Genomic DNA, 25,766 nt, shown 5'->3' on the forward strand with positions numbered 1-25,766 from the left:
CGATCACTTGCGAATGACGGGCCCTTGCTGCCGGGATCACCCGACTTGACACCCGACGCGCGCCCTCGCCATCCTTCCTGGGCGGAAAACCCTCGTGGCAAAACAACAGCTCCTCCTGGTCGACGCTGACGCCCGCAGCCTGCGGGTGCTCGAAGTAAGCCTCAAAAAGGCCGGTTTCAGCGTCACGACGGCGCAAGACGGAGCGGATGCCCTCTCGAAGATCGAGCTCTCGTCGCCCGACCTGATCCTCACGGATACGCGCCTGCCGAACATGGACGGCTACGCGCTCGTGCGGCGGCTCAAGGAGAACCGCGACTGGGCCTCGATCCCGGTCGTCTTCCTCACGAGCCAGAAGTCGATCGAGGACAAGATCCGGGGCCTCGAGCTCGGCGTCGAGGACTACCTGACGAAGCCGATCTTCGTCCGCGAACTCATCGCGCGCGTGAATCTGCTGATCGCGCGGCGCACGCGCGAGGGCATCGCCACGAAGCAACAGAACCAGACCGGCGGCCGCACGCGCTTCAGCGGCCTCGTCTCGGACATGGGCGTGGTCGACTTGCTGCAGACCTTCGAGGTCAGTCGCAAGAGCGGCATCGTGCACATTCGCTACGAGCGGCACGACGCGCACATCTACTTCCGCGAAGGCAAGGTCGTCGACGCGACGCTCGGTCGGCTCATGGGGGAGGAGGCGGTGTATCGCGCGCTCCTCTGGAACGAGGGGTCGTTCGAGGTCGAGTTCTGCAAGGTCGACAATGTCGACGTGATCGGCACCTCGACGCAGGGCCTCCTGATGGAAGGCATGCGGCGCGTCGACGAGTGGGGGCGGCTGCTCGAAGCGCTTCCGCCGCTGACGACGGTGTTCGAGGTGAACGCCGAGGAGCTCGTCGATCGGTTGAACGAGATCCCCGACGAGCTGAACGGGATCCTTCGGTTGTTCGATGGTCGTCGTGATCTGATGGCCGTCGTCGATGCGTCGCCGTTCGAGGACCTCTCGACGCTGTCGACGATCTCGAAGCTCTTCTTCGAGGGGCTGCTCGTGCCGCGCATGGAACCCTCGGAGCCGCCGGCGCCGCTGGAGGACGCGGTGGTGGGCGAGGGCGCGCACGACGAGGCGGCGCCGCAGACCGCGATGACGCGTTCGCTGCTCGGCGCGACCTCGTCGCAACGCGCGGTCATCCCCGCCGAGCCGATCGCGCCGATGCCGGGGGATCTGCTCTTCGAGGATCCGATCGTGCCGGCCGCGTCGTCGATGATGCTGTCGGCGACGGCGCCGGTGAGCACGCGCGGGCGAGGCGCATGGGGCGGCGTGACGAGCCCGATTCGATCGATCGGGATCTCTCCCGCGCCGGAGAGTCGGCTGAATCCGCCGCGCGGGCCGGAGACGATCCGGCAAGGGACGCCCGGTACGAGCGCGGTGGCGGTCACGCGCGCGGCCGAAGAAGAGCGGCCGCCGCAGACACGTCGCGCAGGGGGGAAGGGAGCGCTCGGCGCGCCAGGTCGGCTCGCTGCGGACGAGGGGGAAGAGACCGCGCCGCCGACGACGGCGTCGGGTCGAGCGCCGGGCGCAGCGCCGCCGCCGGTGTCGGCGCCGGAGCCCGCGGCCGATGCAGCCGCGGAAGCCGCGTCGGAAGAAGCACCGCCCGAGCCGCTGAAGGCCGCCGAGACGACGCAACCCACCGAGCGTGAAGCCGTGCGGCTGCCGGAGCCCGAGGCCGCACCGGAGGAGGCCGCATCGGAGGCGGTCGAGGCGCCGGCGCACGCGGAGGCGACGCAGGAGCAGGAAGAGGCGCCGGCCGAGGCCGCGGAGGCGACGCAGGAAGAGGCGCCTGCCGCGGAGGAAGCAGCGGCGGCAGAGGAGTCGACGGAAGCGGCGGAAGCGGCTCCGGCGGAGGAGAGCGCGAGCGACGAGGGCGCGGCGCCTCCCGCGGAGGAGGCGTACGCGGAGGGATCGGGCGAGCCGCTGGAGGATGCGGCCAGCGCGGAGATGGCGCGCATCAGCGAGGAGCCTCCGTCGAGCGACGTGCTCCCGATCGGCCCATCGCCCGAGCAACGCGCGCGTCAGGCGCGGATGATGAAGATCGTCGGCGGGGTGCTCGCCGTGCTCGCCGTGCTCGTGCTCATCGGCATCGCGAAGCAGCAGTTGTCCGGACGAACCGACACGAAGGGCACGAGCACGACGCTGCCGACGCCGCCCGCGCCCGCGCCCACGCCCACGCCGACGACCACGCAAAACGCGGTCGCGCCCGCGACGACGCAAGCTCCTCCGCCCGCACCGACGGCGGAGCCCACGGCCGCGCCGACGGCGGAGCCCACGGCCGCGCCGACGGCCGAGCCCACGGCGGCCGCGTCGTCCGCGCCGACCTCGCAGCCGGCGTCCACGGGCAAACCTTCGGGCGGCGATGCGCCCGCGTCGGAGCCTGCGCCTCCGCCCACGCCCGCCGACGACTCGGGCCCGCTCCCGGTGCGGATCCAGAAGGCGATGGAGTCCGGCAACATGGGCAAGGCGCGGCAGCTCGCGAAGCAGTACACGCAGCAATCGCCGGGCAGCGCCGAGGCCTGGTACCTGCTCGGCGCGGCGGGCGGCGGCGCGTCTGCGTTCCGCAAGTGCGCCGAGATCGCCGGCCCCGAGTCGGCGCGCGGCGCCGAGTGCCGCGCGCTCGCCGGGATGTGATCACGCGTCGTTCTTCGGAGCGCGGTCGATCCGCGGATCGAGGAGCGGCGCGACGAGGTCGACGACCAAGGTCGAGAGCACGACGGCCGTCGAGGCCACGAGCACCGTCGCGACGATGACGGGCCCGTCGCGGTTCAGGAGCGACTCGACGGCCATCTGCCCCATGCCGGGCCACCGGAAGAGCCGCTCGGTCACGACGGCGCCGCCCACGAGCGCGCCGAGATCGAGCGCGGCGAGCGTGGTGATCGGGACGAGCGTCGTGCGCAGGCCATGCACGACGAGGGCCCGCGTGCGCGAGGCACCCTTGGCGAGCGCGGTGCGCACGTGGTCCTCGGCGAGCGCGGCGCCGAGCTCGGCGCGGACGAGACGCGCGTAGAGAGCGCTGCCGTAGATGCCGAGCGTGAGGGCCGGCAGCACGAGCGAAAGGAGATGCTCGCCGGGGGTTTTTCCGAGCCCGTCGTACGGGAGCACGCCAAGGCGATGCGCGAGCACGTACTGGAGCGCGAGCCCGGTGAGGAACGTGGGCGCGCTGATGCCGAGGAGCGAGAGGCCCGCGCCGAGCTCGTCCCATCGGCTGCCGCGGCGCGCGGCCGTGGTGATGCCGAGGCCGAGGCCGAGGGTGAGCTGCACGAGCAGCGCGGCGAGCGCGAGCTCGAGCGATCGCGGGAGCTTCGTGGCCACGAGGTCCACGACGGGCCTTCGATAATGAAAGCTGTGCCCGAGGTCGACGTGCACCGGCCCTAGCGCCGCGCAGCTTCGGTGTTCGCGCTCCTTGCGAGCTTCCGGCGTGGGGCCCGCGCCGGTGTGCACGAGCCTTCGCATGAAGCGCAGGTACTGCACGCGGAGCGAGTCGCCATGTCCGTAGAGCTCGCGCGCGCGCGCGACGTCGGCGGCCGAGGCCTGTGGGCCGACGAGCATGCGCGCCGGATCGCCGGGGAGCACGTGCACCAGGACGAACGACACCATCGTCACGCCGTAGATGACGACGAGTGCCCAGCCGACGCGGCGCGCCATGCGCGCGAGGATCATCGCCACGGCGCACCTCGTCGGGATGTGAAGGGGAGCAGGAGCGACGCGGGTCCGAGCTTCGATCGAGATTGCGCCTCGGCGAGGGCGATCGTGTCGATCCAGGTGTCGCGGAAGCGCTGCGGGACGATCGGGTGCGGCGTGTAGCCGCGCACGTAGGGTTGCCAGATCTCGAAGACGCGCGGGGAATACACGGGCACCCACGGGGCCTCGTCGCGGACGATCTCCTCGGCGCGCACGAAGAGGCGGCGTCGCGCCTTGGGATCACGCTCGCTCGACGCGGCTTCGAGGACGCGGTCGAGCTCCTCGTGCGCGAAGAAGGCGTAGTTCTGCGAGTGGTCGTCGTCGATCGCGCGTGACGAGAGCGTGGGTTCGAAGAAGTTTCCGGGGTCGGGGAAGTCGGCCTCCCAGCCGGCCCAGCCCATGGGGGTCGTGCGCCTGCGTGAAGCTTCCGCGAGGTAGGTCGCGTAACTCGTGAGCCGCAGCCGCACGCGAAGTCCGATGCGCGCGAGCTGCTCGGCGAAGACTTCGGCCGCTTGTTGCTCGAACGTGTCCGCGGGCGCGAGGTAGTCGACGGGATGCGGGTAGCCGCCGCGGCCCGTCGCCGGGTCGAAGGCGTATCCCGCGCGCCGCATTTCTTCGAGCGCCGCGGCGAGGTCGTGACGGCGCATCGGCGGGATGCCCTCGGCCCCCGGGATGCCTTCGGGGAGCACGCGCGACGTGGCGCGCACTTCGCTGCGCACCTTTTCGAGCACGCTCGGATCGACCGCGAGCGCGACGGCGCGACGCACGGCACGCACGTCGAAGGGCGGGAGCTCGGTGTTCATGAAGATCGCGTTCGTCGCGCGGGAACGTGAGAACGCGTGCTGCCCCGACCACGCGGGGCTCGCGCGGTAGAGGGCGGCATCCTGGCTGCGGAGATCACGCGTGTAGTCGAGCGCGCCGCGTTCGAACTTGTAACGCTGCGAGGTGGAGCGCTCGCTCGTGTGCCACTCGATCGCGTCGAGGTAGGGTTTGCCCGGTTCGAAGTAGGCCATGTGCCGCTCGAGCCGGATCGGACCCTCGGGCTCCCACGACGCGACGCGAAAAGGGCCGGCGCCGCAGGGCAAGGGCGGGCGGGCGGGGTCGACGGTCGCGCCGGACGACGGGCACACGGGCGCGGCGAACGCGAGCGTGAGGAGCGGGAGGAACGTCGGGTCGGGGCGCTCGAGCGTGATCTCCACGGTGAGGTCGCCCGTGGCGCGCACGCCTTCGAGGCGCGGCGTTTTCCCCGCGTGAAAGGCGGAAAAACCGAGGATGGACGCGTAGTGGCTCGCGGCCGGGCAAGGCGTGCGCGGGTGGAGCGTGCGTTCGAGGGAGCGCGCGACGTCGGCGGCGCGGAGAGGCGCGCCGTCGTGGAAGACGACGCCGTCGCGCAGGAAAAACGTGTACGTGCGGCCGTCGGCCGAGACCTGCAGATCTCGCGCGAGCTCGGGGACGATGCGGCCGTCTTCGGCGAAGGTGACGAGGCGCGCGAAGACGAGGTCGGAGAGCGCGGTCGCGGCCTCGTCGTAGGCGAGCGCGGGATCGAGCGTACGCACGTTGACGAGGGTGGCGACGCGGAGCGTGCCGCCACGCATGGGCGCGCGATCGGGCGGATGTGAGGTGAGCGGCGGCGCGACGGGCGCGGGGCGGATGACGGTGAGCAGGAGGAGCGCGGCCGCGACGAGCAGGAGATCGGCGTGCAGGCGCGCCTTCGGCGGGGTTTGTCCCGACGGAGATTCCAACGCGTCGCGCAAACCTTCACCGACGCGACCGAACGCGAGCACGGAGAGGAGGATGGCGATCGCGGGCGCGGCGACGAGGCTGAGGCGCGTGCCGACGAAGGGCTCGGCCTCGTGCAGCATGCGTCCCCACGTGGCCTCGGGCGGAGGCACGCCGAGCGAGAGGTACCCGAGGACGGCCTCGGCGAGCATCATCTGTCCGACGCTCGTCGTGGCGAGCACCACGATGGAGCTCGCGGCGTTCGGAAGGACATGGCGTAAGACGATACGCACGTGCCCCGCGCCGAGCGCGCGCGCGGCCATGACGAAGGAGAGCGAGCGGATCTGCATCGTCTTCGCGCGGAGCACGCGCGCGAAGCCGCCCCAGCCGGAGAGGCCGAGCACGCAGAGCACGGTGAGCGTGTCGGAGCGACCGACGAACGCGCCGATCGCCGTGACGACGAGCAGGAACGGGAGCGCGAGCAGGATGTCGACGATCCGCATGAGCGTGACGTCGATCGCCGCGGCGCGTGTCTGTGCGGCATACCCCGCCATCACGCCGACGGTCGTGCCAACGAGCGTGGCGATCAGCGTGGCGAGGGTCGCGATGCCGAGCGAGAGCCGACCGCCGTGCGCGAGACGCGCGAGCACGTCGCGGTAGAGCGCGTCGGTGCCGAGGAGGTGCGTCTGCGAGGGGCCGGGCGGCGCGCCGAGCGCGTCACGCGCGAGGGAGAAGTCGCTCGTGTTGGGATCGTGCGGGATGAGGAGGGGGCCGAGGAGGGAAAAACCGACGAGGCCGAGCACGAGGAAAAACCCCGTACGTTGCGCGGGGTTCTTGGCGAAGGACCGCGCGGCCTCGCGGAGGTTCACCGTTTGCCCTCCAAGAATTGCGCGGCGAGGTCGGCGAACTCGCGCGGGCGCTCCTCGTGCGGGGCGTGCGCGGCGTCGAGGATCGCGAGCTTGGCCTGGGGCAGCTCGCGCGCGAGGCGCTGCGCCGAGGCCGCCGGAAAGATGCGATCGTCGCGGCCCCACACGACGAGCGTGGGCGTCGTGATGCGCGTGATGCGCGCGACGATGGGTCGCGTGTCGAGGATGGCGCGCAGCACTGCGTACGCGCTTTCGCGCGCGGAGGGGCCGTTGAAGAAGTCGTAGTGCTGATCGATGCGCTCGTGCGGCAGCGCCGCGCCGGGGCGGAAGAACTCGTCGCGGAAGTAGGAGCGGAAGGTCCTGCGTCCGTAGAGCTGCTTGAAGATCGCGCCGCCGATCACGGGCAAGAGCGGCAGGCGGCCGCGGAGGCTCAGCGGGAACGGGTAACAGAGCGCGTCTTCCACGACGAGGCGCGTCACGAGCTCGGGGTGCTCGGCCGCGAGCGTGAGCGCGACGGCCGCGCCCATCCCGTGGCCGATGACGGACGCGCGGCCGACGCCGAAGGCCGCGATGAGATCGGCCATCGACTCGGCGAAGGCCTCGATCCCGTACGGATACCGTGTCGGGCTCGGCTTCTCGCTCTCGCCGAAGCCGGGCAGATCGGGCGCGATGACGTGAAAGCGCGGCGCGAGCGCGTCGATGATGTCGTCGAACGAGCGGTGGCTGACGAGGAAGCCGTGCACGAGCAAGAGCGCGGGCCCCGAGCCTGCTTCGAGGACGCGCATGCGGACGCCGCGGGCATTCACGTCCCGCAGGACCCGCGCGGGGGGGTCAGAGGTCTTGTCGGCCATGGGCATGGGAAGGAGCAAGCCTATCAGTCGTGTGGAAAGCGGCAGTCTGTGTAGGGAAATGCACCAATTGACGGCCCTGGGGGGGATCCTCAGATGCACAAAACGGTCAAGAAAAAACGATCATAGGGCGGACCGAAAATGTCCTAGCGCGTTTCGGAAAATGCGGGATGCGCCGGGTCTTCGTGCATCCGGAAATAATCACAGTCCGTTAGATTGACTGTATTCTACTGAGTGGAATACATTCACGAGCGTCGTTAAGGGAGCTGCCCCGAACGGGGCGGAGGCGGAACCTTGCAGCGGATCTCGGACGACGCGCTCGATCGTCTCGAACGCGAACACGAACAGGGCATCACGTCGGCCGAGATCCTCGACATCTTCGCCGCCCACGGGATCAAATTCAGTGAGGCCACGCTTCGGAAGTACGTACAGCTCGGCCTCCTGCCCCGGAGCGTCCGGGTGGGCAAGAAGGGCAAGCACCAGGGCTCGCAAGGGCTCTACCCAGCGACAGTGGTCAGGCAGATCCAGCGCATCAAGGAAATGATGGCGCAGGACTACACGATCGAGGAGATCCAGCGGGAGTTCCTCTTCGTGAGGGGTGACATCGAGGAGCTCGAGCGGACGATCGGTAAAGTGTTCGATGCGCTTCGTGACGCAGCCAAGGATCGGCGAAGCGAGACGAGCGATCGAGCCATCAATCAGGAGCTCTCCATGGCGGAGAGGCTCGCCAAGGACCTCGTGGCCAAGCTCTCGGCGATCGAAGAGCGATTGATGGCCCAGGCCCGGCTCTCGCGAAGAGCAGCGGCGACAGGCTCCTGAAGGACCGAAAAAGAAGATTTTTCCGCGGCGTCGCGATTGACGTCTCGGGGCTGATTTCAAGTCGATGAAGGACGGCTGGACCGTCCTCCATCGATGAAGACGAAAACGTAATCGACAGGGAGCAGGACCCCTGCACTCGTCCGGACCGGTCTCCGAACGGGCAGGGGGACGTGCGCGCGCAGTACGGAAGGATCAGCGGGAGGCAGCGCATGGCAACGATGGGTGATGGCGAGCTCGGCGGTTTCGGAGAGCTCGAGGACGATATGGACGGCGGCATGAACGACGCGCAGACGAGGGAGACCGGCGACGAGAACCTCGTCGAGGGCGCGCTCGCCCGAAAGGCAGCCCCCGCGACGTCCGCAACCGCGATCACGCGCGAGCAGAGGCGCTCGCGTCGCAAGCGTGAGGTCCGCGCCCGCACGATCAGCGTCAAGCGCATGACCAAGCGCGAGCTCGAGATCGGGCGGATGCTCTATCCGGAGACGGACTACTGGAAGCCCCGCACGCGCGCCGAGTGCGTGGACGGTCCGCGGCCGTGCCCGTACGTGTCGTGCAAGCACCACCTGTTCCTCGACGTGTCGGCGAGGACGGGGGCGATCAAGCTGAACTTCCCGGATCTCGAAGCCTGGGAGATGAGCGAGAGCTGCGCGCTCGACGTGGCCGATCGTGGTGGCACGACGCTCGAAGACGTGGGCGCAATCATGAACCTGACGCGCGAGCGGATCCGTCAGGTCGAGGTGAAAGCTCTCGCGAAGCTGCAAGCGCTGCGCGACATGATGGGGCTACGCGACTACGTGGACGAGGGTCCCGTCGGGAAGCGTCGTCTGCCGGTGCTCGCCCAGAGCGACGACGAGGACATCGACGAGGAAGAGCGCGACGAGGACGAGGACGACGACGATTTCGATGACGACGACGCGGACGCCGAGGCGAAGGCGGAGTCGGAGTCGGATGAGCCGCAGCTCCTCGAGGAGTCGGACGATCTGTTTTGAGTAGGTGCCCTACGGCAGCGTAGTGCCGGGGTTTCACCCCGGGCCCGACCAGGGGCTGTCCGCCCCTGGACCCGGACCAGCGCAAGCGCTGGACCGCTGGTGCATCGACCGCGATGCGGTCGATGCATTCAGGGATCGGGGTGCGCTTCGACGACGAGGAGCGCGTTTTCAGCGAGGGACGTCGCGAGGAAGGCAGCGAGCGCCTGGGCCGTGGGTGTTTCGCGGGGCGTTTGGCTGCGGCCGGACCAGAGCTGGATGAGGCGGCGGCGCGGGTCGGCGCGTGACTCGGTGTCACGTCGCGACGCGAGCGCCGCAGCGCGGCTGAACTCCGGCGCGCCAAGGCCCGAGCGCGAGAGCCGGCCAAGGAGCGCGCGGACGTCGTTCACCGCAGACACGAGCAAATCCGAGGGCGCGCGGACGTCGATGACGAGCGCAGCCGCTTGATTCGTGCCGACGATGCGCGCAGCCGCGCGGACGCCATTCGAAGGCGGGAGCGCAGCTTCGAGGAGGCCACCTTCGCCGCCGAGCGCAAGCGCCACGAAGAGCGCGAGGTCGTGGCCGGACGCAGAGACGGCCGGCATGGGCGCCGCGATGAGCGCCTGCGCGAGGCCCGCGTCGCGCGCGAGGCGCGCCGTGAGCGGGCCCGCGCGAGGTGCGCCACGTGTCGGGGTCGGACAAGCGCGCGCAGGCGGGCGCGGGACGAGCCATCGATCGACGGCCTGCGCGACCTCCGCGGCCTGCGCAGCGTCCGCGTTCGCGAGCACCGCGAGGCGGAGCGGTCCTTCGAGGAGCGTGCGCAGGCGGAGGCGCGTGCCTTCGAGGCCCGCGCCGGAGACACGCGTGTAGACGCCGAGCGGATCGAGCCACGATGGATGTTCGGGCACGAGCGCGGACGCGAGCGCCTCGAAGGCGACGCCGCCGCGGCCGGTCGTGCGCTCGATGTGCCCGAGCGCCGAGGTGCGCGCGTCGGTGAGCGCGATCGAGGTGAGCGCGGACGGCGACAAGGCACGCGCGGCCGCGTCGCCGACACGTCGCGCGAGCTCGACGGGCGTCTCGTGTTCGTCACGCGGCGCGGCATGCGCGACGAGGCCGACGCCATCCGGTCCGATCCACGGTTCGAGGGCGACGCCCGCATTCGGATCTCGCGAGGCCGCGGCCGCGAGCATCGCGAGGGCCGTCGAGCCAGCGTCGGTCGCGCCTTCGTCGACGATGCCACAAGGGCTCGCGACGAGGGCCCAGAGCTCCCCCTGGCCACGCTCGACGGCGGCGCGACGCTCGACGACGGGCTCGCTCGCCTTCGTCCACGCGCTGTCGAGCTCGGCGGCGAAGGTGCGTCCGAACGAACCAGGCGCGGGCGTTCCGCGCGGCGGCAAGGCGAGCGCGACGGCGAGACGCGGAGGCGCGGAAGGGACGGGGGTCGTGAGATCCCACCAGGCGGCGCGGGATGCGGCATCGCGCGGGTCGGCCGCGGAGAGGATCTGGCGCATCGCGACGGAGGCGTTCGCAGGGGCCGCGCTCTCGAGGCGGATCTCGTGACGCGTGATGGCAGCCGCGCGGGCAGCTGCGCGCTCGAGCGCGGCGGGGTCGAGGCGCGCTTCGGGTTCGATGGTGACGCTGACGCAGCCGCCGCGGGCGCGCGCGACGCCGACGACCTCGACGGCGTGGAACGCCTCCGGCAAGTTGCCGAGCCGCGCATGGAGCGGTGAGCCCGGGGCCGCGAGGCGTTCCGCGGTGGCGACCGCGCCGAGGGCATCGCCGAGTCGAACGGCGAGCGTGACCTGACCACGCGGCGCGCTCTGCGGCGGCGCGACGTAACTCGCGACGGTGTCGGCGGTCGGGAAGGGATCGGCGGCGGGCTCGCCGATGGGCCAGCCTTCACTTGCTTCGAGGGCCTTCGCGACGAGCGCGCCGAACGACGCGGGGCCGACGGCGGCGATGGCGGCGCGTCCTGCGTGCAGACCTTCGCGGCGCTGTCCTTCGAGCTCGCCGGCGAACGTGGGCGCGGCGGGATCGGGCACGGGCTCGCTCGGCGAGAGGCCGAGGCGCCCCGTGCACGCGGAGGCGGCCGCGAGCTCGGGCGCGTCGAGCGGCGTCTTGCGCAAGGCCGAAAGGCGACGCGTGATGAGCGGCGTCTCGGGCCCGTTCGCGACGACGGGATCACGCATCGCGCGGACGAGCGCACCGAAGAAGGGCGCGATGCGCGTGGTGTTGTCGACGAGCCACTCGACGCGGAAGCCGGTGCGATCGGCGCGCACGCGTGTCTCGAACCCCGCGGTCGTGAGGCGCGCCTCGACGAGCGCAGAGAGCGCTGCGGCCGTGGCAGGGCCCGGATCCGTGGCGAACGCGACGGCGATGGCGGGCGCGGGATCGCCGTCGCGGTTCACGAGCGTGAGGCGCGGGCGTTCGTCGAGGGCGTGGACCTCGATCCCCGCGATCGGCGCGCCCCCGGGCGCGGTGAGCACCGAAGGACCACCCCGCCTGGATGTTCCATTCGCGCCGCTGCAAGAGGTGAGCACGAGGGTCGCGGCGAGCGCGGCGAAGCACACGAACGTTCGCGACGGAGGCCGCCGCGGGTTGTTCTCGGGCGGGGTCTCGGGCGTCGTCTTCATGGCCGGTGCGAGGCGCGAGCTCGGGGATCAGAGCTCGAAGTCGGCCGCGGAGCGAGGCGCGATCTTGAAGCCGTAGAAGTAGGTGACGACGCCGGTGACGGCCTTGAACTTCACGCCCTCGGCGAGGAGCGGGCCCTTGTTCTTCAGGTCGAAGAGCTCGTTCGAGATGCTCGGGACGTCGATCTGGCTGATGCCGCCGCCGACGTCGATCGGCGCGGAGTAGCGGCCGCTGCTCTCGTACGCCTTGTCGGCGATCTCGACGTTCTCGATGCGCACGAGCATGCCGAGCCACTGGCGCGCGCCTTCATACGTCTTGAGGTCGGTGGTCGGGATCGTCCTCGCGGGCAGGTCCGGGCCGAGCTCGAAGCGGAACGTCATGGTGCCGCCGATCTCCGGCAGGGTGCGGCACTGCGGGAACGGGCCGCTCGTGGGGCCGGGGAACTCCATGAGGTTGCCGAGCACGTCGACGACATCGCCCTCGGCGAGGCGCAGATCCGGCGGGCTGAACGAGGGCGCGTACACCGTCATGCCCGAATAGGGTCCGATCGGATCGGCGCAGCCGTCTTGCACGTAGTAGTTGCCCGACGCGCCGTTCCCGGTCTCGTCGAAGCGATCGATGGCGACGATACGCAGGCCCGAGAGGCTGACCGGCCGATCGGGCGGGTAGCTGCACGAATTGCTCATCGCCTGATCGGGATCGACCCAGGTCGGCTCCGAGACGACGTCGGGCAGTCGGTCGCCTCCACCACACGGATCGGCGGCGGGCTTGCTGGGCGGATCCCCCGTGCCACCGTCGCCCGTGCCGCTGCAGGCCGTGGCGGCCAGGGCGACGAGGAGCGCGAAAAGGGAAGGCCGCGCGGCAACGCGGGTCGGGGCGCACGTGGCGAGGCAGTCGCGAAAGAAGCGCATCTCCTGTCCGGGTCTTACCACGTCTCGGGCGATGCTTGGATCCAAAGGCCCGGGTGGCTCGTTCGTGTTGCCTTCGAAACCATGCCTGCCCCGAGGCGCGCACGTTGCTATAGGGAGAACGTGCTCTCCGGTCGCGCGCTCGCTCTCGTGGTGCTTGCCTGGTCGCTGATCAAGGTCCTCGTCGGGAGGCTGTTCGGGCGGAAGACGGGCCTGCCGCTGTTCCATGAGAACTACGACGCCGACGGCCTGCCGGCGCTCGATCCGTCGGAGCGCGAGCGCGTCGCGAGTTTTTCGCGGTGCATCGCGTGCGGGCGTTGCGACGTGGGCGAGGCGGATCGCATCGCGGCCTCGGCCGGGGAGTACCCCGGGCTCATGACGATCGTGCTCTCGTCGTCGCGCAGCATGCCGGACTACGACGCCGCGGCGCGCTCGCTCGCACACGTGCCGATGGAGGTGCTCGCGCAGAAGGAAGAGATCTGCCCGACGCGCGTGCCCTTCGTCGAGCTCGCTCGGTTCGTGCGATCGAAGGCCGGCGCGAAGCAGCTCCCGGCGCCAAGCGTCATGGCCGCGACGACCGCGGAAGCCGCGGAGGCAACTCCAGCGCAACGCGAGCATCCTCCGGCCACGGCCCCGACGTAGGATTTGCTTTTCGTCCCCAGCATGTCGGGATAGACGGGAAGTACGGCCGCGCCTCGGGCGCGCCTCCCGCTCATGCTGGTTCGACGTCTTTTTCAAGGGCTCGCGCTCGCAACGCTTCTCGGCCTGTCCACGGGCTGCGGCGGCGGCGCGGAAACGACGGGGCGAGGCGCAGTCACGCCGGACGCGGTGTCCGCAGGCTCGGCCGATGCGGGGCGTGAAGAGCGCGGCAAGGCGAGTTATTACGCGGACAAGCTGAAGGGCCGGCCGACCGCGAGCGGCGAGCCATACGAGCCGACCGAGCTCACGGCCGCGCACAAGACGCTGCCGTTCGGCGCGATCGTGCGGGTCGAGCGCGAGGGGCATTCGGTCGAGGTGCGGATCAACGATCGAGGTCCTCACGTGCGAGGACGGATCATCGATCTGTCACGGCGCGCGGCCGAGGCGCTGGGGATCGTGCGGATGGGCGTCGCCGACGTGGTGCTGCGCGTGGTGTCGATGCCGCCGCCGAAGACAGCGAAGAAGAAGAAGCGTCGCTGATACAGGCATCGCCTTGCGCCGGGGTTTCACCCCGGACCCGACCAGGGGTTGTCCACCCCTGGACCCGGACCAGCGCAAGCGCTGGACTCGGGGTCGATGAACTGCGCTCCGCGCAGTTCATCGAACGGTCGCCGTCAAGAGGCCCGTCATCCTGCCGAACACGTGCCCTCTGCCGTCGACGGTGCGTGTTCGGCGGCGCAACAGATGCCTCCGGCTGGCGACCGCCCGAGGGACGTTGTCCGCCCTCCTGACGTTGGCCTCGACGCTGGCTGATCGTCCCCCGCGACAAGGCTCATCAACGGCCGACGGTCCGTGTTCGGCTGCTCGACAAGGCTCGTCGGCCGCCTTCGGCCCGTGTCTTCGGGCTCGACCTTCCCCGGGGAACACGCCTCGCCCCTTGTCCGTCGGCGAGACACTTGCCCTGTCGCGCCGACGATCCTTGTTCGGCTTCGCGACCGAGGTCGGGCGACGGTGACGTGGCATGTCGCGGAGCAGAACAGACGAGGACGACTGCCGATGTCACCTGTCAGCGCTGCGACCTTGATCGGCAGGGTCGTCGCTGGTCTTGCCATCGGCCGTTCGATGAACTGCGCATCGCGCAGTTCATCGACCCCGAGTCCAGCGCTTGCGCTGGTCCGGGTCCAGGGGCGGACAGCCCCTGGTGGGGCCTGGGGCAACGCCCCAGCGCTACGCCGCCCCGAGAGCCTCTCACACGAGCCGGAGACGTGGACCGGTGGAGAACGCGGCGATGTGTCCGCTCTCCTCGACGACGTAGACGTCGCACCGCTCGTCCACGCGGAAGAGATCCGGCACCAGGTCGGCCGGGACGCGGCCGAGGAGCTTTCCGTCACGAGGACGCACGACGAACAGCTCGCTCTGCGGGACGAAGAGCGCGCCTGAGCGGAGCATCGGTTCGAGCCTTCGCGGCTTGTCGCCCTCGGCGCCGCCGAAGACGTGACGGTAACGCGTCGTGCCGTCCTTTGCGTCGATGGCCACGAGCTCGCCGCCCTCGCTGTTGAGGATGACGGTACCGTCGACGACGAGGGACGAGGCCGCCGAGGCGCAGGCGACGATGTCGAAGCGCGGGGCGCCCGTGGCGCGATCGAAGCCGACGAGACCCGTGCCGCGGCGGCCGTGCGTCTGGATGACCACGGTGTCCGGCGCGAGCAGGGGCGCGCCGAGGGGGCGCGTATCGGCGGGAAGATCGATGCTCCAGCGCGCGGCGCCGGACCAGGGATCGATGTGGTGCAGGCCCGCGCTGCCACGATCCACGAACGCGCCGTCTCCGCTCACTGCGAAGAGCGCGTCGTGATCGACGGCGACGTGCGAGGCGAAGCGGCGACGATCGCAGAACCGCCAGACGACCTCACCCGTGAGCACGTCGAGCGCGACGAGCGCGGACTCGCCCGAGGCCACGACGAGCAACTTGCCCGCGCGCCGCAGCCGGAACATCCCGCTCCTCCGCGACGCGTAGCGCCACCGCACCTCGCCGCCGTGCAGATCGATCGCGGCGAGGTGGCGCGCGCCCTCGTTGACGACGAGCATGCGCGGCAGACCCGGCGTGCTCACGACGACGCCCGACGCGCTCGCGCCGGCGCGCGGCGTGAGGCTCGTGGTCCAGAGGACGTCGCCCGTCTGCAGGTCGTGCAGGTGGAGCGCCCCTTCCGCCTCCATGCGCGCGAGGCCGAGCGGCGTCATCACGCTCGCGGCGCGAGGCACGGGCCGCGTCCACGCGAGCTCGCCCGTGCGACGATCGATGCACGAGAGCTCGCGCGTGGCGCCGACGACGAGCGCGTCGCCGCAGAGGAAGGTAGCGCGCAGATCGATCGAGGGAATCGCGGCGAACCAGCGCGGCGTGTAACGCAGGCGGCTCGAGGCGAGCGTCTCGTCCTCGGGCGGAGCCGGCGGCTGGCGGAGGGACGCGGCGAAGGCGCGGTAGCCCTCGGGGGCGTCGTTGATCTTCGAGTCGTCGCGCGTGAGGTCGCGCATGCGCTCACCGAGATCACGCACCTTCGTGCGGAACGCGGAGAGACGGAGGTTCTGCGCCTGCGCGCGGTTGCGGCGCACGACGCTCCGCGCGAGCGCGCGGCCGAAGGCGACGACGCTCTGCACGAGCGCGCCCACGTCGACGGCGGGGAAGGTCCACACGTGCCCACGCTCGTCGCTGCCGCGGCGCGGCATGCCGATCGTGAGCGAGGCGTGGCCCTCACCCTGGATACGCACGGCGCAGATGGCGCCGCCGATGGTGAGGCGGCGGTAGTAGGGCCGGCCGAGCGCCCACGCGGAGAGCGCCTCGAGCGTGATCTCGACGAGCTGCTCGGCGAAGAGGAACACGAACACGTCGGGCAGCTCTCGCGCATGCTCGCCGACGATGACGCGCAGCTTGCCGCGGAAGAGGAGCGCGAAGAGATCGGCGCGCTGCACGGCCGTCTCCGCCGCGGCCGAAGGCGCGGGCGTGCGCATGAGGATGTCGGCCGCGATCGTGATCGGCACGTCACCCGTCGGCTCGACCGCGACGACGGCAGGCTCGGTGAGGTCTTCCCCCGGGCCGAAGGGCGCGCTCGCGGCGAGGTGCTCGCGCGCCGCGGCGATACGAGCGGCTTCGCCGTAGAGCTGCGACCGCGGCCCTTCGCCGTCGAGGGCGGCGAGCGAGGCGATGGCGCTCTGCTCCGAGCGACCCGCGAGCGCGTCGAGGATCCGCGTGGAGAGCGCGTCGCCGTCGACACGTCGCTCGTGGAGCGCCACCTCGGGCTTCGAGCTCGTCTGCGCGAGGGAGACGAGCACGTCTCCTCCGGCGCGCTCGAGGCCGAGCTCCCAGGGCTCGCCGCCGAGGCTCACGCGGACGGCGGCGCGGCGCCTGCGAGAAGCGCATAGGTCCGCGACGGAGTAAGCGAGGTCGATCACGAGCGCGGTCGCGTCACGCTCGGGAAGGACGGTGGCGTCGGGGGCGCGATCGAGCACGAGGTCGAAGAGCGCGCGTAGCGCCGGGCTGTCGACCGAGGTGGTCGAGGCAGGCTGGATCTCGGGGCGTCGGGCAACGAGAGTTAGGCCGGTCATCCGTGGGCCGAATGCTAGAGAGGCTTCCGTCGCTTCCTAAGTTTTGTGCATCGATCGTCGCGGAGTGGACAAACCGATGGAGTGTCGCTAGGAGCCCCTCCGTGCCGGTTTCTTGGCCGCGCGCCCTTGGATTCGCCGCGCTCGGCGCGGCGCTCGCGCTCCTGCCGGCGCTCGTCCTGTACGGCTTCACGGTCGACGACGCGCTCATCCCCGCGCGCTACGCGACGCACATCGCACGTGGCCTCGGCTACCGCTGGAACATGCACGGGCCGAGCACCGACGCCGTGACGCCGCTCGGGCTTCCTTACTTGCTCGCGCCGTTCGCCGCGCGTGGACCCCTCGACGCGCTCGCAGCCGCGAAGCTCCTCGGGCTGCTCGCATGGACAGCGGCGGCGGCGCTGCTCGCGGTCACGATCGATCGTGCCTCCTCGTCTCGCGCGCGCTGGTCCGCGCTCGTGATGTTGCCCGCGTCGGCGCCGCTCGCGGCCTGGAGCGTCGCAGGGCTGGAAACGGGCCTCGCGACGGCGCTCGTGTCGATCGCGGTGTGCCTCGTCGCGCTCGGATGCCCAAGGGCAGGCGTGTTTCCGCTCGGGCTCGCGGCCGCGCTTCGGCCAGAGCTCTTGCCGTTCGTGCTCGTCGTCGCGATCACCCCGCCGCCGGGGGAGCGAATGCGCCTCGGACCTGCCGAAATCTTGCGCGCAGCCATCGCAGGCGCGCCTTTTTTCCTCGTCGTCGCGATTCGCCTCGCCGTGTTTGGTCGTCCCACGCCGCTCGCGGTGCTCGCCAAGCCCTCGGATCCCTGGCTCGGCGCGAAGTACGCGCTCGCGTGTTTTTTGCTCACGGGCCCGCTCGCGCTCGTCGCGCCGCGCGCGCTCCTGCGATCGACAGCCTTCGTGCGCGGGCTCGTGCTCGCCGTCGCCGTGCACTTCGCCGCGGTCGCCGTCGCGGGCGGCGACTGGATGCCGCTCTCGCGCCTCGTCGTCCCCGTGCTCCCCGCGGTGATCCTCGCCGCTGCGCACCTCGCCTCCGTCGCGGATGCGCGCGTGACGGCGGCGCGCGTCGCGCTCGCGCTCGCGGGCGAGCTCTTCGTCATGATCAAGATCGGCCCCGCGGCCGCGCGTGTCGGGGCGGATCGGAGCGCGCTCGTGCGCGAGCTCGGTCCCGCGCTCGAAGGCGCTCGTGTCGTGGCTTCGCTCGATGCCGGCTGGGTCGGCGCGGCGACCGAGGCGAGCATCGTGGATCTCGCGGGGCTCACCGATCCGGCGATCGCTGCCTTGCCCGGCGGGCACACGACGAAGCGCATCGCGCCGGCGATGCTCGACGCGCGCGGCGTGGACACGCTCGTCCTCCTGCTCGCGCCGGGCGCGCGAGTCGAGACGCCATGGACGGCTTCGTTCTTCGATCGCGGCGTCGAGGCGCGAATCGCGCGTTTTCCGGAGATGGCTGCGAACTTCGAGGTGACCGCGGAGAGCCGCGTGCCCGGCTTGCCGTACGTGGTGCTGCGCCTTCGAGCCGACGCGGCGAGGGACGTCAGGGGCGAAGCCCCTTGATCCGAGGCCACGGCCGGCCTTTGATGCGGTCATGGCGCGGCTCGTCGAAAGCCTGTCGAACTTCTTCGGACGGGTCGAAATCCTGGCGCGGGGGCTCGAAAACGAGCGCCGCGCCGCAGAGCTCTCGCTCGCGCGGGGCCGTCCGCTCGAAGCGCGCGACCTCGCGCGGACCATCCTCGCGAGCGTGCCCGGCTCGCCGCTCGGGCTCGCGCTCTGGGCAGACGCCGCCGAGGATGCGGGCCTCGATCACGAGGCCGCCGAAGCGCTCGCGGAGCTCGCCACGTTCGTCCCCTGGCGCGCCGACGTGTGGCTCCGGCTCGGTCAAGCGCGGGCGCGCATGGGCGACGTGCGCGCCTCCGAGGCGCTCGAGCGCGCCGCCGACGCGCCCGAGGAGCGCGAGGCCGCGCGGCTCGCGCTGCTCGACCTGTGTGATCGTGACCTATGGGCCGGGGATCCGGCGCGGGCCGGCCGCTGGCTCGATCGTATCGGCACGTCGCTCGCGGCGCTCGCGACGACCGGGACCGAGCTGCCTGCGGCGCCGGACCGGGAAGTCGCGCTGCGACGCGCCGAGTGCGCGCTCGCGCTCGGCGACGTGACCGCGGCGACGCGTCATGCGCCCGTCATCGATCCCGAGCGAATCGACGGCCGCGGCGCGCTCGTCCTCGCGCGGCTCGCGTTCGCCGGAGGGCAGTGGTCGACCGCGCTCGATCTCGGCCTGCGTGCCTGCATTCTCGACGCGCCTGGCTCCGCCGAGCTGCTCTCCGCGCTCATCGCGGGCTGCCGTGACGTCGTGCTCGTCGATCGGGCGCGGCGCGTCGTCACGGCGGCGGGCCTCATCGAGGAGCCTGCATGGGCCGCGGCGTTCGCATTCGCCGAGGGCCGGCGGGCCGACGCGCGCGCCGCGCTCTCACGAGGCCTCTCCGCCGGGCATGCGGGCGCCGCCGCCGCGCTGCTCCGGCTCGCCACCGAGACGCGGGATCTCGACGCGCTGCATACGCTCGCCGCGCGCGATCCGGGCCGCCTGCCCGAGGACCTGCGCACGCTCCGCGAGGGCGCCGTGCTCGCGGCCGAAGGACGTCATCGCGCGGCGCTCGCCAAGCTCGAGCGCGTCTCGGGCGAGGCCGCGGCGTGGGCGGCCGAGATCGCGAGCGGCATCATCCGGAGCTGGGTCCCGGGCGATGGCATCGCCTCCTGGCCCGACTTGCTCGACGAGCTCGGCCGCTCGGCGCGCGCGCTCGAGCGGCTCGACGTCGTCACGGGCGTCGAGGCGATCGCCGTCGAGCGCGAGCGTCCGCTGCGCGTCGCCGTGGTGGGCGAGTTCAACGCCGGCAAGAGCACCTTCCTGAACGCGCTCCTCGGCGAGGACGTCGCGCCGACGGGCGTCTTGCCGACGACCGCGACGATGCACTGGGTCGCGTGGGCGCCGGATCCTTTCGCGCGGATCGTGGTGCGCGGCGCGCCCGATCGCGTCGTGCCGCACGCCGGGTTGAAGGCCGCATTGAAGAGCCTTTCCGGCAGCGGCGAGCGGGTCGAGCGGGTCTTCATCTACGCGCCGATCGAGCGACTCAAGCGCGTGGAGATCCTCGACACGCCGGGCTTCAACGCGCCCGATCCCGATCACATCGCGGCGGCGCGGCAGGCCTTCGACGAGGCGCACGTCGCCGTCTGGCTGCTCGACGCGAGCGGCCCGATGAAGGAGAGCGAGCGGCGCGTGCTCTCCGAGATCAAAGGCCTCGGCGTGCCCGTGCAGATCCTCGTCAACAAGGCCGATCGCCTCTCGCCCGACGAGCTCGCGCGTGTCCTCGTGCACGTGCAGAAGAGCCTCGAAGAGACGGGGATCGGCTCCTACGCGCCGCCGCTCGCGTTCTCGGCGCGGCTCTCCTTGAAGGGCAAGCTCGGCGACGCGGCCGCGCTCGAAGCTTCGGGATGGGCGGACGTCGAGGCGCTCTTCGCCGAGCGGATCGTCGATCGCTCGGCGGAGCTGCGCGAGCGCGCCCTTCGCCGCAGGGCGCTTCGTATCGCGCGCGAGCTCGCGTCGGTCGCGGCCGCGCGCGCCGCGGAGGATCGCGCGAAGAGCGAGGAGGCGCGCGCGACGCACGAGGCGCTCCTCGCGTCCGCGGCGAAGCTTCGCCACGACCGACGCACGATCGCGGCCTCGATCGAGAACGCGCTCGAGCATGCGCGGCGCGTGCTCGCGGCGGATCTTCGGCCCCTCGGCGATCTCGCGGACGAGCGAAAGCGCACCGATCCGGGGCTCGAGGCCTACGTCGAAGAGCGCTTCGTTTCCAGGCTCACGGACCCCTTGGTGCAGGAGATCGCGCGGCACGCCGGCGTTCCGGTGCCGCCCGCGGCCGCGGCTTCCGTGCGCGCCGCGCTCATGGGCGCGGTGGCTGCGCTGGAGAGGCCCGCCGAGCGGGTCGATCAACCGCTCGGACGCGTGATCGAAGCTGCGATCGTGGCCTTCGCGGCGGCGCTCGTGGCCGCGACGGAGGTGGGCCTGCCTGCGGCGCCGTTCGCGCTCCTCGAGCAACGCGCGGCGATGGTGGAGCGCGCGCTCTCCGCGAAGACGTGAGCGACCCGGCCCGGAAAAACACTTTGGAGGCTCGCGGGCCGCGTATTTCGTACCCCGCTCGTCTGCACGCGGGTATCATCGCGCCCAAGAATTTTGCGGGATCGAGGCAAGATCATGGATTTGTCGTTTGGCGGAAGCAGTGACACGCAGAAGCGAAATTCGTATCGGCGGGGCCTCCTCGGCGGGCTCGCGCTCGCGCTCGGTATCGTCGCGATCACGCCCTCCTGCTCCGTCATCGTCGACACGGGCACGAAGCAGTGCGAGGTGAACACGGATTGCCCGAACGGCATGAAGTGCGAGGCAGGCGTCTGCGTCGGCGGCGGCGACGTTCTCTGCGCGAAGACGAGCGACTGCAGCGCGGCCGGCGAAAAGCAGTTCTGCCGCAAGGGGCCTGGTGATGCGTCCGGCGTCTGCAGGCCGCTGCTGTCCCCCGAGTGTCAGGTCGTCGAAGGGGATCCGACGGCCGACAACGTCTTCCTGATCGGCTCGATCCACCCGACCACGGCGACGGGCTTCGACGGCGAGATCGGCGTGTCGATGGAGAACAGCATCCGGCTCGCGGTCCGGGACATAAAGCAGAACGTCGGCGGTCTGCCGCCGGCCGCGGGAGGGGGCACGCGCCCCGTCGTGATGATCGGCTGCACCGATGCGGGTGAGGGCAGCGTGAGCGTCAAGGCGGCCAAGCACCTCATCGACGACCTCGGCGTCCAGGCCATCATCGGCGGCGCCTTCAGCGGCGTCGCGATCCAGACGGCCAACGAGGCGACGGTCCCGGGGGGCGCGCTGTTCATCAGCGCGTCCGCCACGGGCATCGCGTTGACGGACCTCTCCGACAAGCCGGCCGGCGCGACGGCCGGGCTCCTGTGGCGCACGGTCCCTTCGGACATCTTCCAGGCGAACGCGATCTTGCAGTACGTGCCGAAGCTCGAGGAGCGGATCCGCACGGAACTCGGGCTGATGGATAGCGAGCAGATCAAGCTCGCGCTCGTCCACAAGGGGGACGCATACGGCCAGGGCCTCCGAACCGCCCTCGAGACGACGCTGACCTTCAACGACAAGACCGCGCTCAACAACGGCGAGAACTTCCTCATCGTCGACTACGGCGATCCCGAGGGCACGACCAAGTACCCCGAGACGATCGAAGCGGTGAAGAACCACGGCTCGCACATCGTCCTGCTCATCGGGACGGGCGAGGCGGTGTCGTCGCTGTATGGCCCCATCGAGATCGGGTGGAACAGCGCGCTCGGGTACAAGCCGCGGTACGTCTTCTCCGACTCGAACTACAACACCGGCGCGCTCGCGGGTGCCATCGACGTCGGGGCGGATGCCGTGGCCAAGGCCGACTGGCGCAGGCGCACCACGGGCGTCGTGCCCGGTCCGCAGAACACCGACCAGAACTACCAGCTCTTCGTGAACCTGTACGGGACGACGTTCGGGACCGAGAACGGCGACCCCTCGATCCTCGGCGCCGCGAGCGCGTATGACGCCGCCTACTTGCTGTTCTACAGCGCGTCGACGATCGCCGACGGCGTCATCACGGGGCGGAAACTCGCCGTGGGGATGACGAAGATGTCGAACGCGGATCCTCCGGGGGACGAGATCAACTCCGGCTCGAGCAAGCTCAGCGATACGATGAACAAGCTCATGTCGGGCGAATACAAGTCCATCGATTACAACGGCGCCTTCGGCCCGCTCGACTTCGACCCCAAGACGAATGATCCCGCGGCGAACGTCCAGGTGTTCTGCCTGTCCGACGACGGAACCGGCAAGACCAAGGAGCAGCTCTCCGGCCTGTACTACGACGCGGAATCGCACGCGCTCGAGGGCACGTTCACCGACGACTGCAAGTAAAGCGACTCGCTGAAACGAACGAAACGCCGTCCTCCGGGGCGGCGTTTTCGTTTCGAATGCGCTCGCAAAGGTGCGGACATGAAAAAGGCCGCGGTGCTCTCTGGCGCCGCGGCCTTCGTCGAGGGGCAGGGAAGGGGGTTAGAAGGTGCCCTTCAGCGTGAAGCCCGTCGGCGAAACACCGACGTCGACGCTCTTGATCAAGCCCGTCTTGGGTTGCTCCTTTGCAGGCGCGGGATCACGCACCGTGAAGTAGAGCGTCACGGCGCCCGCCACGACGGCAGCGCCCGTGAAAATGTCGCTGACGAGCGCGAGGGTCGCCGTGGAGCTCGAAGCGTCGTCGAGCTGCGCCTTCGTCGCGCCCGAGTCGGGCTTGCGCAGATCCGCGAGCTCGCCGTTCTTCGAGAGCGCGAGCACGCCCGTGGCGACCGCGCCGATCGCGAGCGCGCCCGTCACGCCCCAACCGGCCCACGGGACCGACTTCGGGGGCGGGGGAGGCGGGGTCATGGGCGCGGTGTTCGTCGGCGACGTCGTCGGCGCCGCCGAGGCCGTGGGAAGCGACGTGGGAATCGTCCCCGTCTCGGCCGGCCTCGGCGCGATCTCGGGCAGATCGAGCGTCACTCTCTCCGAGTCGAAGCTCGCCACCTCGATGGTCTTCGAAGCGCTCGTCCGGCCTTCTTTCGTCGCCACGATCCGGTGGCGACCCGGGTTCACGAGCAGCGGCTTCGTGAAGGGCGACTTGCCGACGGGCACGTCGTCGATCGTCACGTCTGCGTCGGGGACGCTCGTCACGATCTCCACGCGCGCCACGCGGGTGCGCAGCTTCTCGATGTCCTTGTCCACGTCGGCGCGGCGCTTCGCGTCGATGTTCGCGCCGCCCTCGGCCAGGTATTTCTCGAACGAGACGAGCGCGTTCGCGTAGTCCTGGAGCTGGAAGTAGACGTTCCCGATGTTGTAGAGGACGTTGTAATTCGGGGCGAGCTCGTTCGCGCGCCGGAACTCGATGAGCGCGGCGCGGTAGTCACCTTCGCCGAACAGCTCGATGCCGCGCTTGAAGCGCCGCGACGCTTCTTCCTTGGCTTCTTTCGAGGGTTCGGCTTTCGCCTGGGCCGGCGCCGCGGCCGGGCCCGCGGGCTGCTGGGCCGAGACGACGAAGGGAATGACGGGGAGCGAGAGGGCGACCGCGAGGGCGATACGTCGGGATGTCTTCATCACTGATACGGGTTGTTCGGGTCGACGGTGCGGTTCGTCTTCTTGGTGCCGCCGGTCTTCATCGGATCCTCGGCGGTCGTGGTCGGCTGCGGGACGAAGATGACCTTGGTCTTTTCCTTCGAGGTGTCCGTGGGTTGCGGCGTCGCCACCGGCGTCGCGGCCTGCTGCTCGAGGACCATCTCGATCGTGCGGTCCTTGTCGAACGTCACGTCGCGGCTGCGCGTGGTGAAACCCAAAGCCTCGGCCTTGATGATATGCGTCTTGTCTTCGCGGGGAAACTTGCCGACGAAGGGGTTCGTCGCGAGCTCCTTGCCATCGAGGAAGATCTTCGCGTTCGGCGGCGTGACCGTGATCGTCACCTCGATCTCACCCGCGATCGGCGCGGCCGTCGCCTGCGTCGGCGGCGCAGGCGGAGGCTTTTGCGTCATGAACCAGACGCCCGCCCCGATCGCGGCGACCGCGATGAGCGCGACCGCGCCGAGCAGACCACGATTCGGCCCTGCGGCCGTCTGCGAGCCCGTGCTCGTCGCGGACGCCGTCGAGGCCGTGAGCGAGGTCGGCGACGACACGCCGTTCGTGCGGCGCGTGCCGGGCGACGAGAGATCCTGGCTCGACATCGCCTCGCGCGCCCCTGTCCGATCGACGGACATCGGGCCCGACGCCGACGTGCCGTCGAGGTGCGGGAGGCCGATCGACTGGAACTCCGTCGTCGCCAGCGACTTCGCGGCCTTGAGCTGGGCCTCGACGATCTGCTTGATCTTCGAGCGGTTCTCGTCGAAGTGCCTCGCGACGAGCTTGCCGACCTCGCGCAGCGAGGTCTTGTCGCCCATCTGATCCAGGAGCTCTTCGAGCGCAGCCGCGAGATCCGTCGAGGTCGCATAACGATCCTCGCGGCGCAGCGCGAGCGCCTTCATCACGATCTTCTCGAGGCCCTCGGGTACGTCGGGATCCACCGAGCGAGGCGAGGGGATGTCGCCGTTGATCAGGCGATGCAAGACCGTCAGATCCGGGATGCCCTTCCAGAGGCGCCGGCCCGTGGCGGCTTCCCAGAGCATCACGCCCGCGGAGAAGATGTCCGCGCGCCGATCCACGCGCTCACCGCGCGCCTGCTCGGGCGCCATGTACGCGACTTTGCCCTTCACCACGCCGAGGCGCGTCTCGGCCGACGAGTTCATCGCCTTCGCGATGCCGAAGTCGACGACCTTGACCTGACCTTCGTACGTGACGAACACGTTGTGCGGCGTGACGTCGCGATGCACGACGTTGAGCGGCGTGCCATCGAAATCCGTGAGCTCGTGCGCGTGGTTCAGGCCCGAGAGCATGTCGACGATGATGCGCAGGTGCATCGCGAGCGTGAGCCCGCCGTCCCGGCCGATCCGGTGCAGGATGCGGTTCAGCGGCTGCCCTTCGAGGTACTCCATCGCGATGAAGTACCGCTCGCCCTCCTGACCGACCTCGTTCGTCTGCACGACGTTCGGGTGCGAGAGGCGCGCCGCGAGCCGTGCTTCATCGAGGAACATGCCGAGGAACTCGGGATCCGTCGCGAGCTGCGGACGGATCTGCTTGATCACGCAGAGCTTGTTGAACCCTGCAGGTCCCTGCACGACGGCCAGATAGACCTCGGCCATACCGCCATGGCCGAGCTCGGCGATGAGCCTGTATTTGCCGAGGGTATTGGCCTCGGGCCCCTTCGTGACGCTGGACCCCTCCATGGTCGACATTCACCTCGCTGGAGAGCCGGATCGGATCTGGGCGTGCGTGCTCCAGTACGCACCCCCACGTCAAAGCATGGTACCGAAGAGTGCCCCTAGAGCGCAATCGATGCGAGTTTTCGGTGCGCAAAAAAAACCAGATCACGGTTCGCCCCGGAA

Annotated in this window: 16 protein-coding genes; 8 read left to right on the top strand and 8 right to left on the bottom strand. The window is 70.5% G+C overall.

Going from position 1 to position 25,766, the window contains the following annotated elements; translation table 11 throughout:
* Positions 1-94 precede the first annotated feature (94 nt).
* The gene (locus QHF83_RS29800) at positions 95-2,671 is read left to right on the top strand and encodes a response regulator (RefSeq protein WP_282421371.1); all 2,577 of its coding nucleotides are present in this window, start codon (positions 95-97) and stop codon (positions 2,669-2,671) included.
* Here the strand turns inward: QHF83_RS29800 and QHF83_RS29805 are convergent, their stop codons facing one another.
* Genes QHF83_RS29805 through QHF83_RS29815 form a run of 3 tightly spaced genes read right to left on the bottom strand, consistent with a single transcriptional unit; the run spans position 2,672 to position 7,157 of the window.
* Entirely contained in the window at positions 2,672-3,700 is a 1,029-nt protein-coding gene (locus QHF83_RS29805; protein ID WP_282421404.1) for an ABC transporter permease, read from the bottom strand.
* Positions 3,697-6,309 (bottom strand): ABC transporter substrate-binding protein, encoded by a 2,613-nt coding sequence (locus tag QHF83_RS29810; RefSeq protein WP_282421372.1) that lies wholly within the window; start codon positions 6,307-6,309, stop codon positions 3,697-3,699. The genes QHF83_RS29805 and QHF83_RS29810 overlap by 4 nt, the downstream gene beginning before the upstream one ends.
* On the bottom strand, positions 6,306-7,157 hold the full coding sequence (locus tag QHF83_RS29815) for an alpha/beta hydrolase (protein ID WP_282421373.1): 852 nt from the start codon (positions 7,155-7,157) through the stop codon (positions 6,306-6,308). The genes QHF83_RS29810 and QHF83_RS29815 overlap by 4 nt, the downstream gene beginning before the upstream one ends.
* A gap of 291 nt (positions 7,158-7,448) precedes the next feature.
* Between QHF83_RS29815 and QHF83_RS29820 the strand changes: the two genes are divergently transcribed.
* Together QHF83_RS29820 and QHF83_RS29825 are read left to right on the top strand one after the other, a co-directional pair.
* Positions 7,449-7,973, top strand: a complete 525-nt coding sequence (locus tag QHF83_RS29820) for a MerR family transcriptional regulator (RefSeq protein ID WP_282421374.1) — start codon at positions 7,449-7,451, stop codon at positions 7,971-7,973.
* Positions 7,974-8,182: 209 nt separating this feature from the next.
* Positions 8,183-8,962: a sigma factor-like helix-turn-helix DNA-binding protein gene (locus QHF83_RS29825; protein ID WP_282421375.1), complete on the top strand. Its 780-nt coding sequence runs from the start codon at positions 8,183-8,185 to the stop codon at positions 8,960-8,962.
* A 128-nt stretch (positions 8,963-9,090) separates the two neighbouring features.
* Here the strand turns inward: QHF83_RS29825 and QHF83_RS29830 are convergent, their stop codons facing one another.
* Positions 9,091-11,571, bottom strand: coding sequence for a hypothetical protein (locus QHF83_RS29830; RefSeq protein ID WP_282421376.1), 2,481 nt, complete (start codon positions 11,569-11,571; stop codon positions 9,091-9,093).
* A gap of 27 nt (positions 11,572-11,598) precedes the next feature.
* The gene (locus QHF83_RS29835; RefSeq protein ID WP_282421377.1) at positions 11,599-12,480 is read right to left on the bottom strand and encodes a hypothetical protein; all 882 of its coding nucleotides are present in this window, start codon (positions 12,478-12,480) and stop codon (positions 11,599-11,601) included.
* 120 nt (positions 12,481-12,600) lie between these two features.
* On the opposite strand from QHF83_RS29835, the gene QHF83_RS29840 reads away from it, so the two are divergent.
* Positions 12,601-13,119, top strand: coding sequence for a hypothetical protein (locus QHF83_RS29840; protein WP_282421378.1), 519 nt, complete (start codon positions 12,601-12,603; stop codon positions 13,117-13,119).
* Positions 13,120-13,191: 72 nt separating this feature from the next.
* A complete protein-coding gene (locus QHF83_RS29845; RefSeq protein ID WP_282421379.1) occupies positions 13,192-13,656 on the top strand; it encodes a septal ring lytic transglycosylase RlpA family protein in 465 nt (154 codons plus the stop codon).
* Between the two features lie 708 nt (positions 13,657-14,364).
* Here the strand turns inward: QHF83_RS29845 and QHF83_RS29850 are convergent.
* Positions 14,365-16,713 (bottom strand): PQQ-binding-like beta-propeller repeat protein, encoded by a 2,349-nt coding sequence (locus QHF83_RS29850; RefSeq protein ID WP_282421380.1) that lies wholly within the window; start codon positions 16,711-16,713, stop codon positions 14,365-14,367.
* 101 nt (positions 16,714-16,814) lie between these two features.
* Here QHF83_RS29850 and QHF83_RS29855 point away from each other — a divergent pair, with 101 nt between their 5' ends.
* The 3 genes from QHF83_RS29855 (at position 16,815) to QHF83_RS29865 (ending at position 22,686) form a co-directional block, all read left to right on the top strand.
* On the top strand, positions 16,815-18,263 hold the full coding sequence (locus tag QHF83_RS29855) for a hypothetical protein (RefSeq protein WP_282421381.1): 1,449 nt from the start codon (positions 16,815-16,817) through the stop codon (positions 18,261-18,263).
* 31 nt (positions 18,264-18,294) lie between these two features.
* Positions 18,295-20,835: a dynamin family protein gene (locus tag QHF83_RS29860; protein ID WP_282421382.1), complete on the top strand. Its 2,541-nt coding sequence runs from the start codon at positions 18,295-18,297 to the stop codon at positions 20,833-20,835.
* Between the two features lie 114 nt (positions 20,836-20,949).
* Complete coding sequence (locus QHF83_RS29865; RefSeq protein WP_282421383.1) at positions 20,950-22,686, top strand: ABC transporter substrate-binding protein; 1,737 nt, start codon at positions 20,950-20,952, stop codon at positions 22,684-22,686.
* Between the two features lie 138 nt (positions 22,687-22,824).
* On the opposite strand, the gene QHF83_RS29870 is transcribed toward QHF83_RS29865, so the two are convergent.
* Both QHF83_RS29870 and QHF83_RS29875 read right to left on the bottom strand, forming a co-directional pair.
* Positions 22,825-23,895 (bottom strand): PEGA domain-containing protein, encoded by a 1,071-nt coding sequence (locus QHF83_RS29870; protein ID WP_282421384.1) that lies wholly within the window; start codon positions 23,893-23,895, stop codon positions 22,825-22,827.
* Positions 23,895-25,607 (bottom strand): serine/threonine-protein kinase, encoded by a 1,713-nt coding sequence (locus QHF83_RS29875; RefSeq protein ID WP_282421385.1) that lies wholly within the window; start codon positions 25,605-25,607, stop codon positions 23,895-23,897. Before QHF83_RS29875 ends, QHF83_RS29870 begins: the two co-directional genes overlap by 1 nt.
* Positions 25,608-25,766 lie beyond the last annotated feature (159 nt).

It is taken from the genome of Polyangium sp. 15x6, from assembly GCF_029960785.1.
Classification (GTDB): Bacteria; Myxococcota_A; Polyangia; order Polyangiales; family Polyangiaceae; genus Polyangium.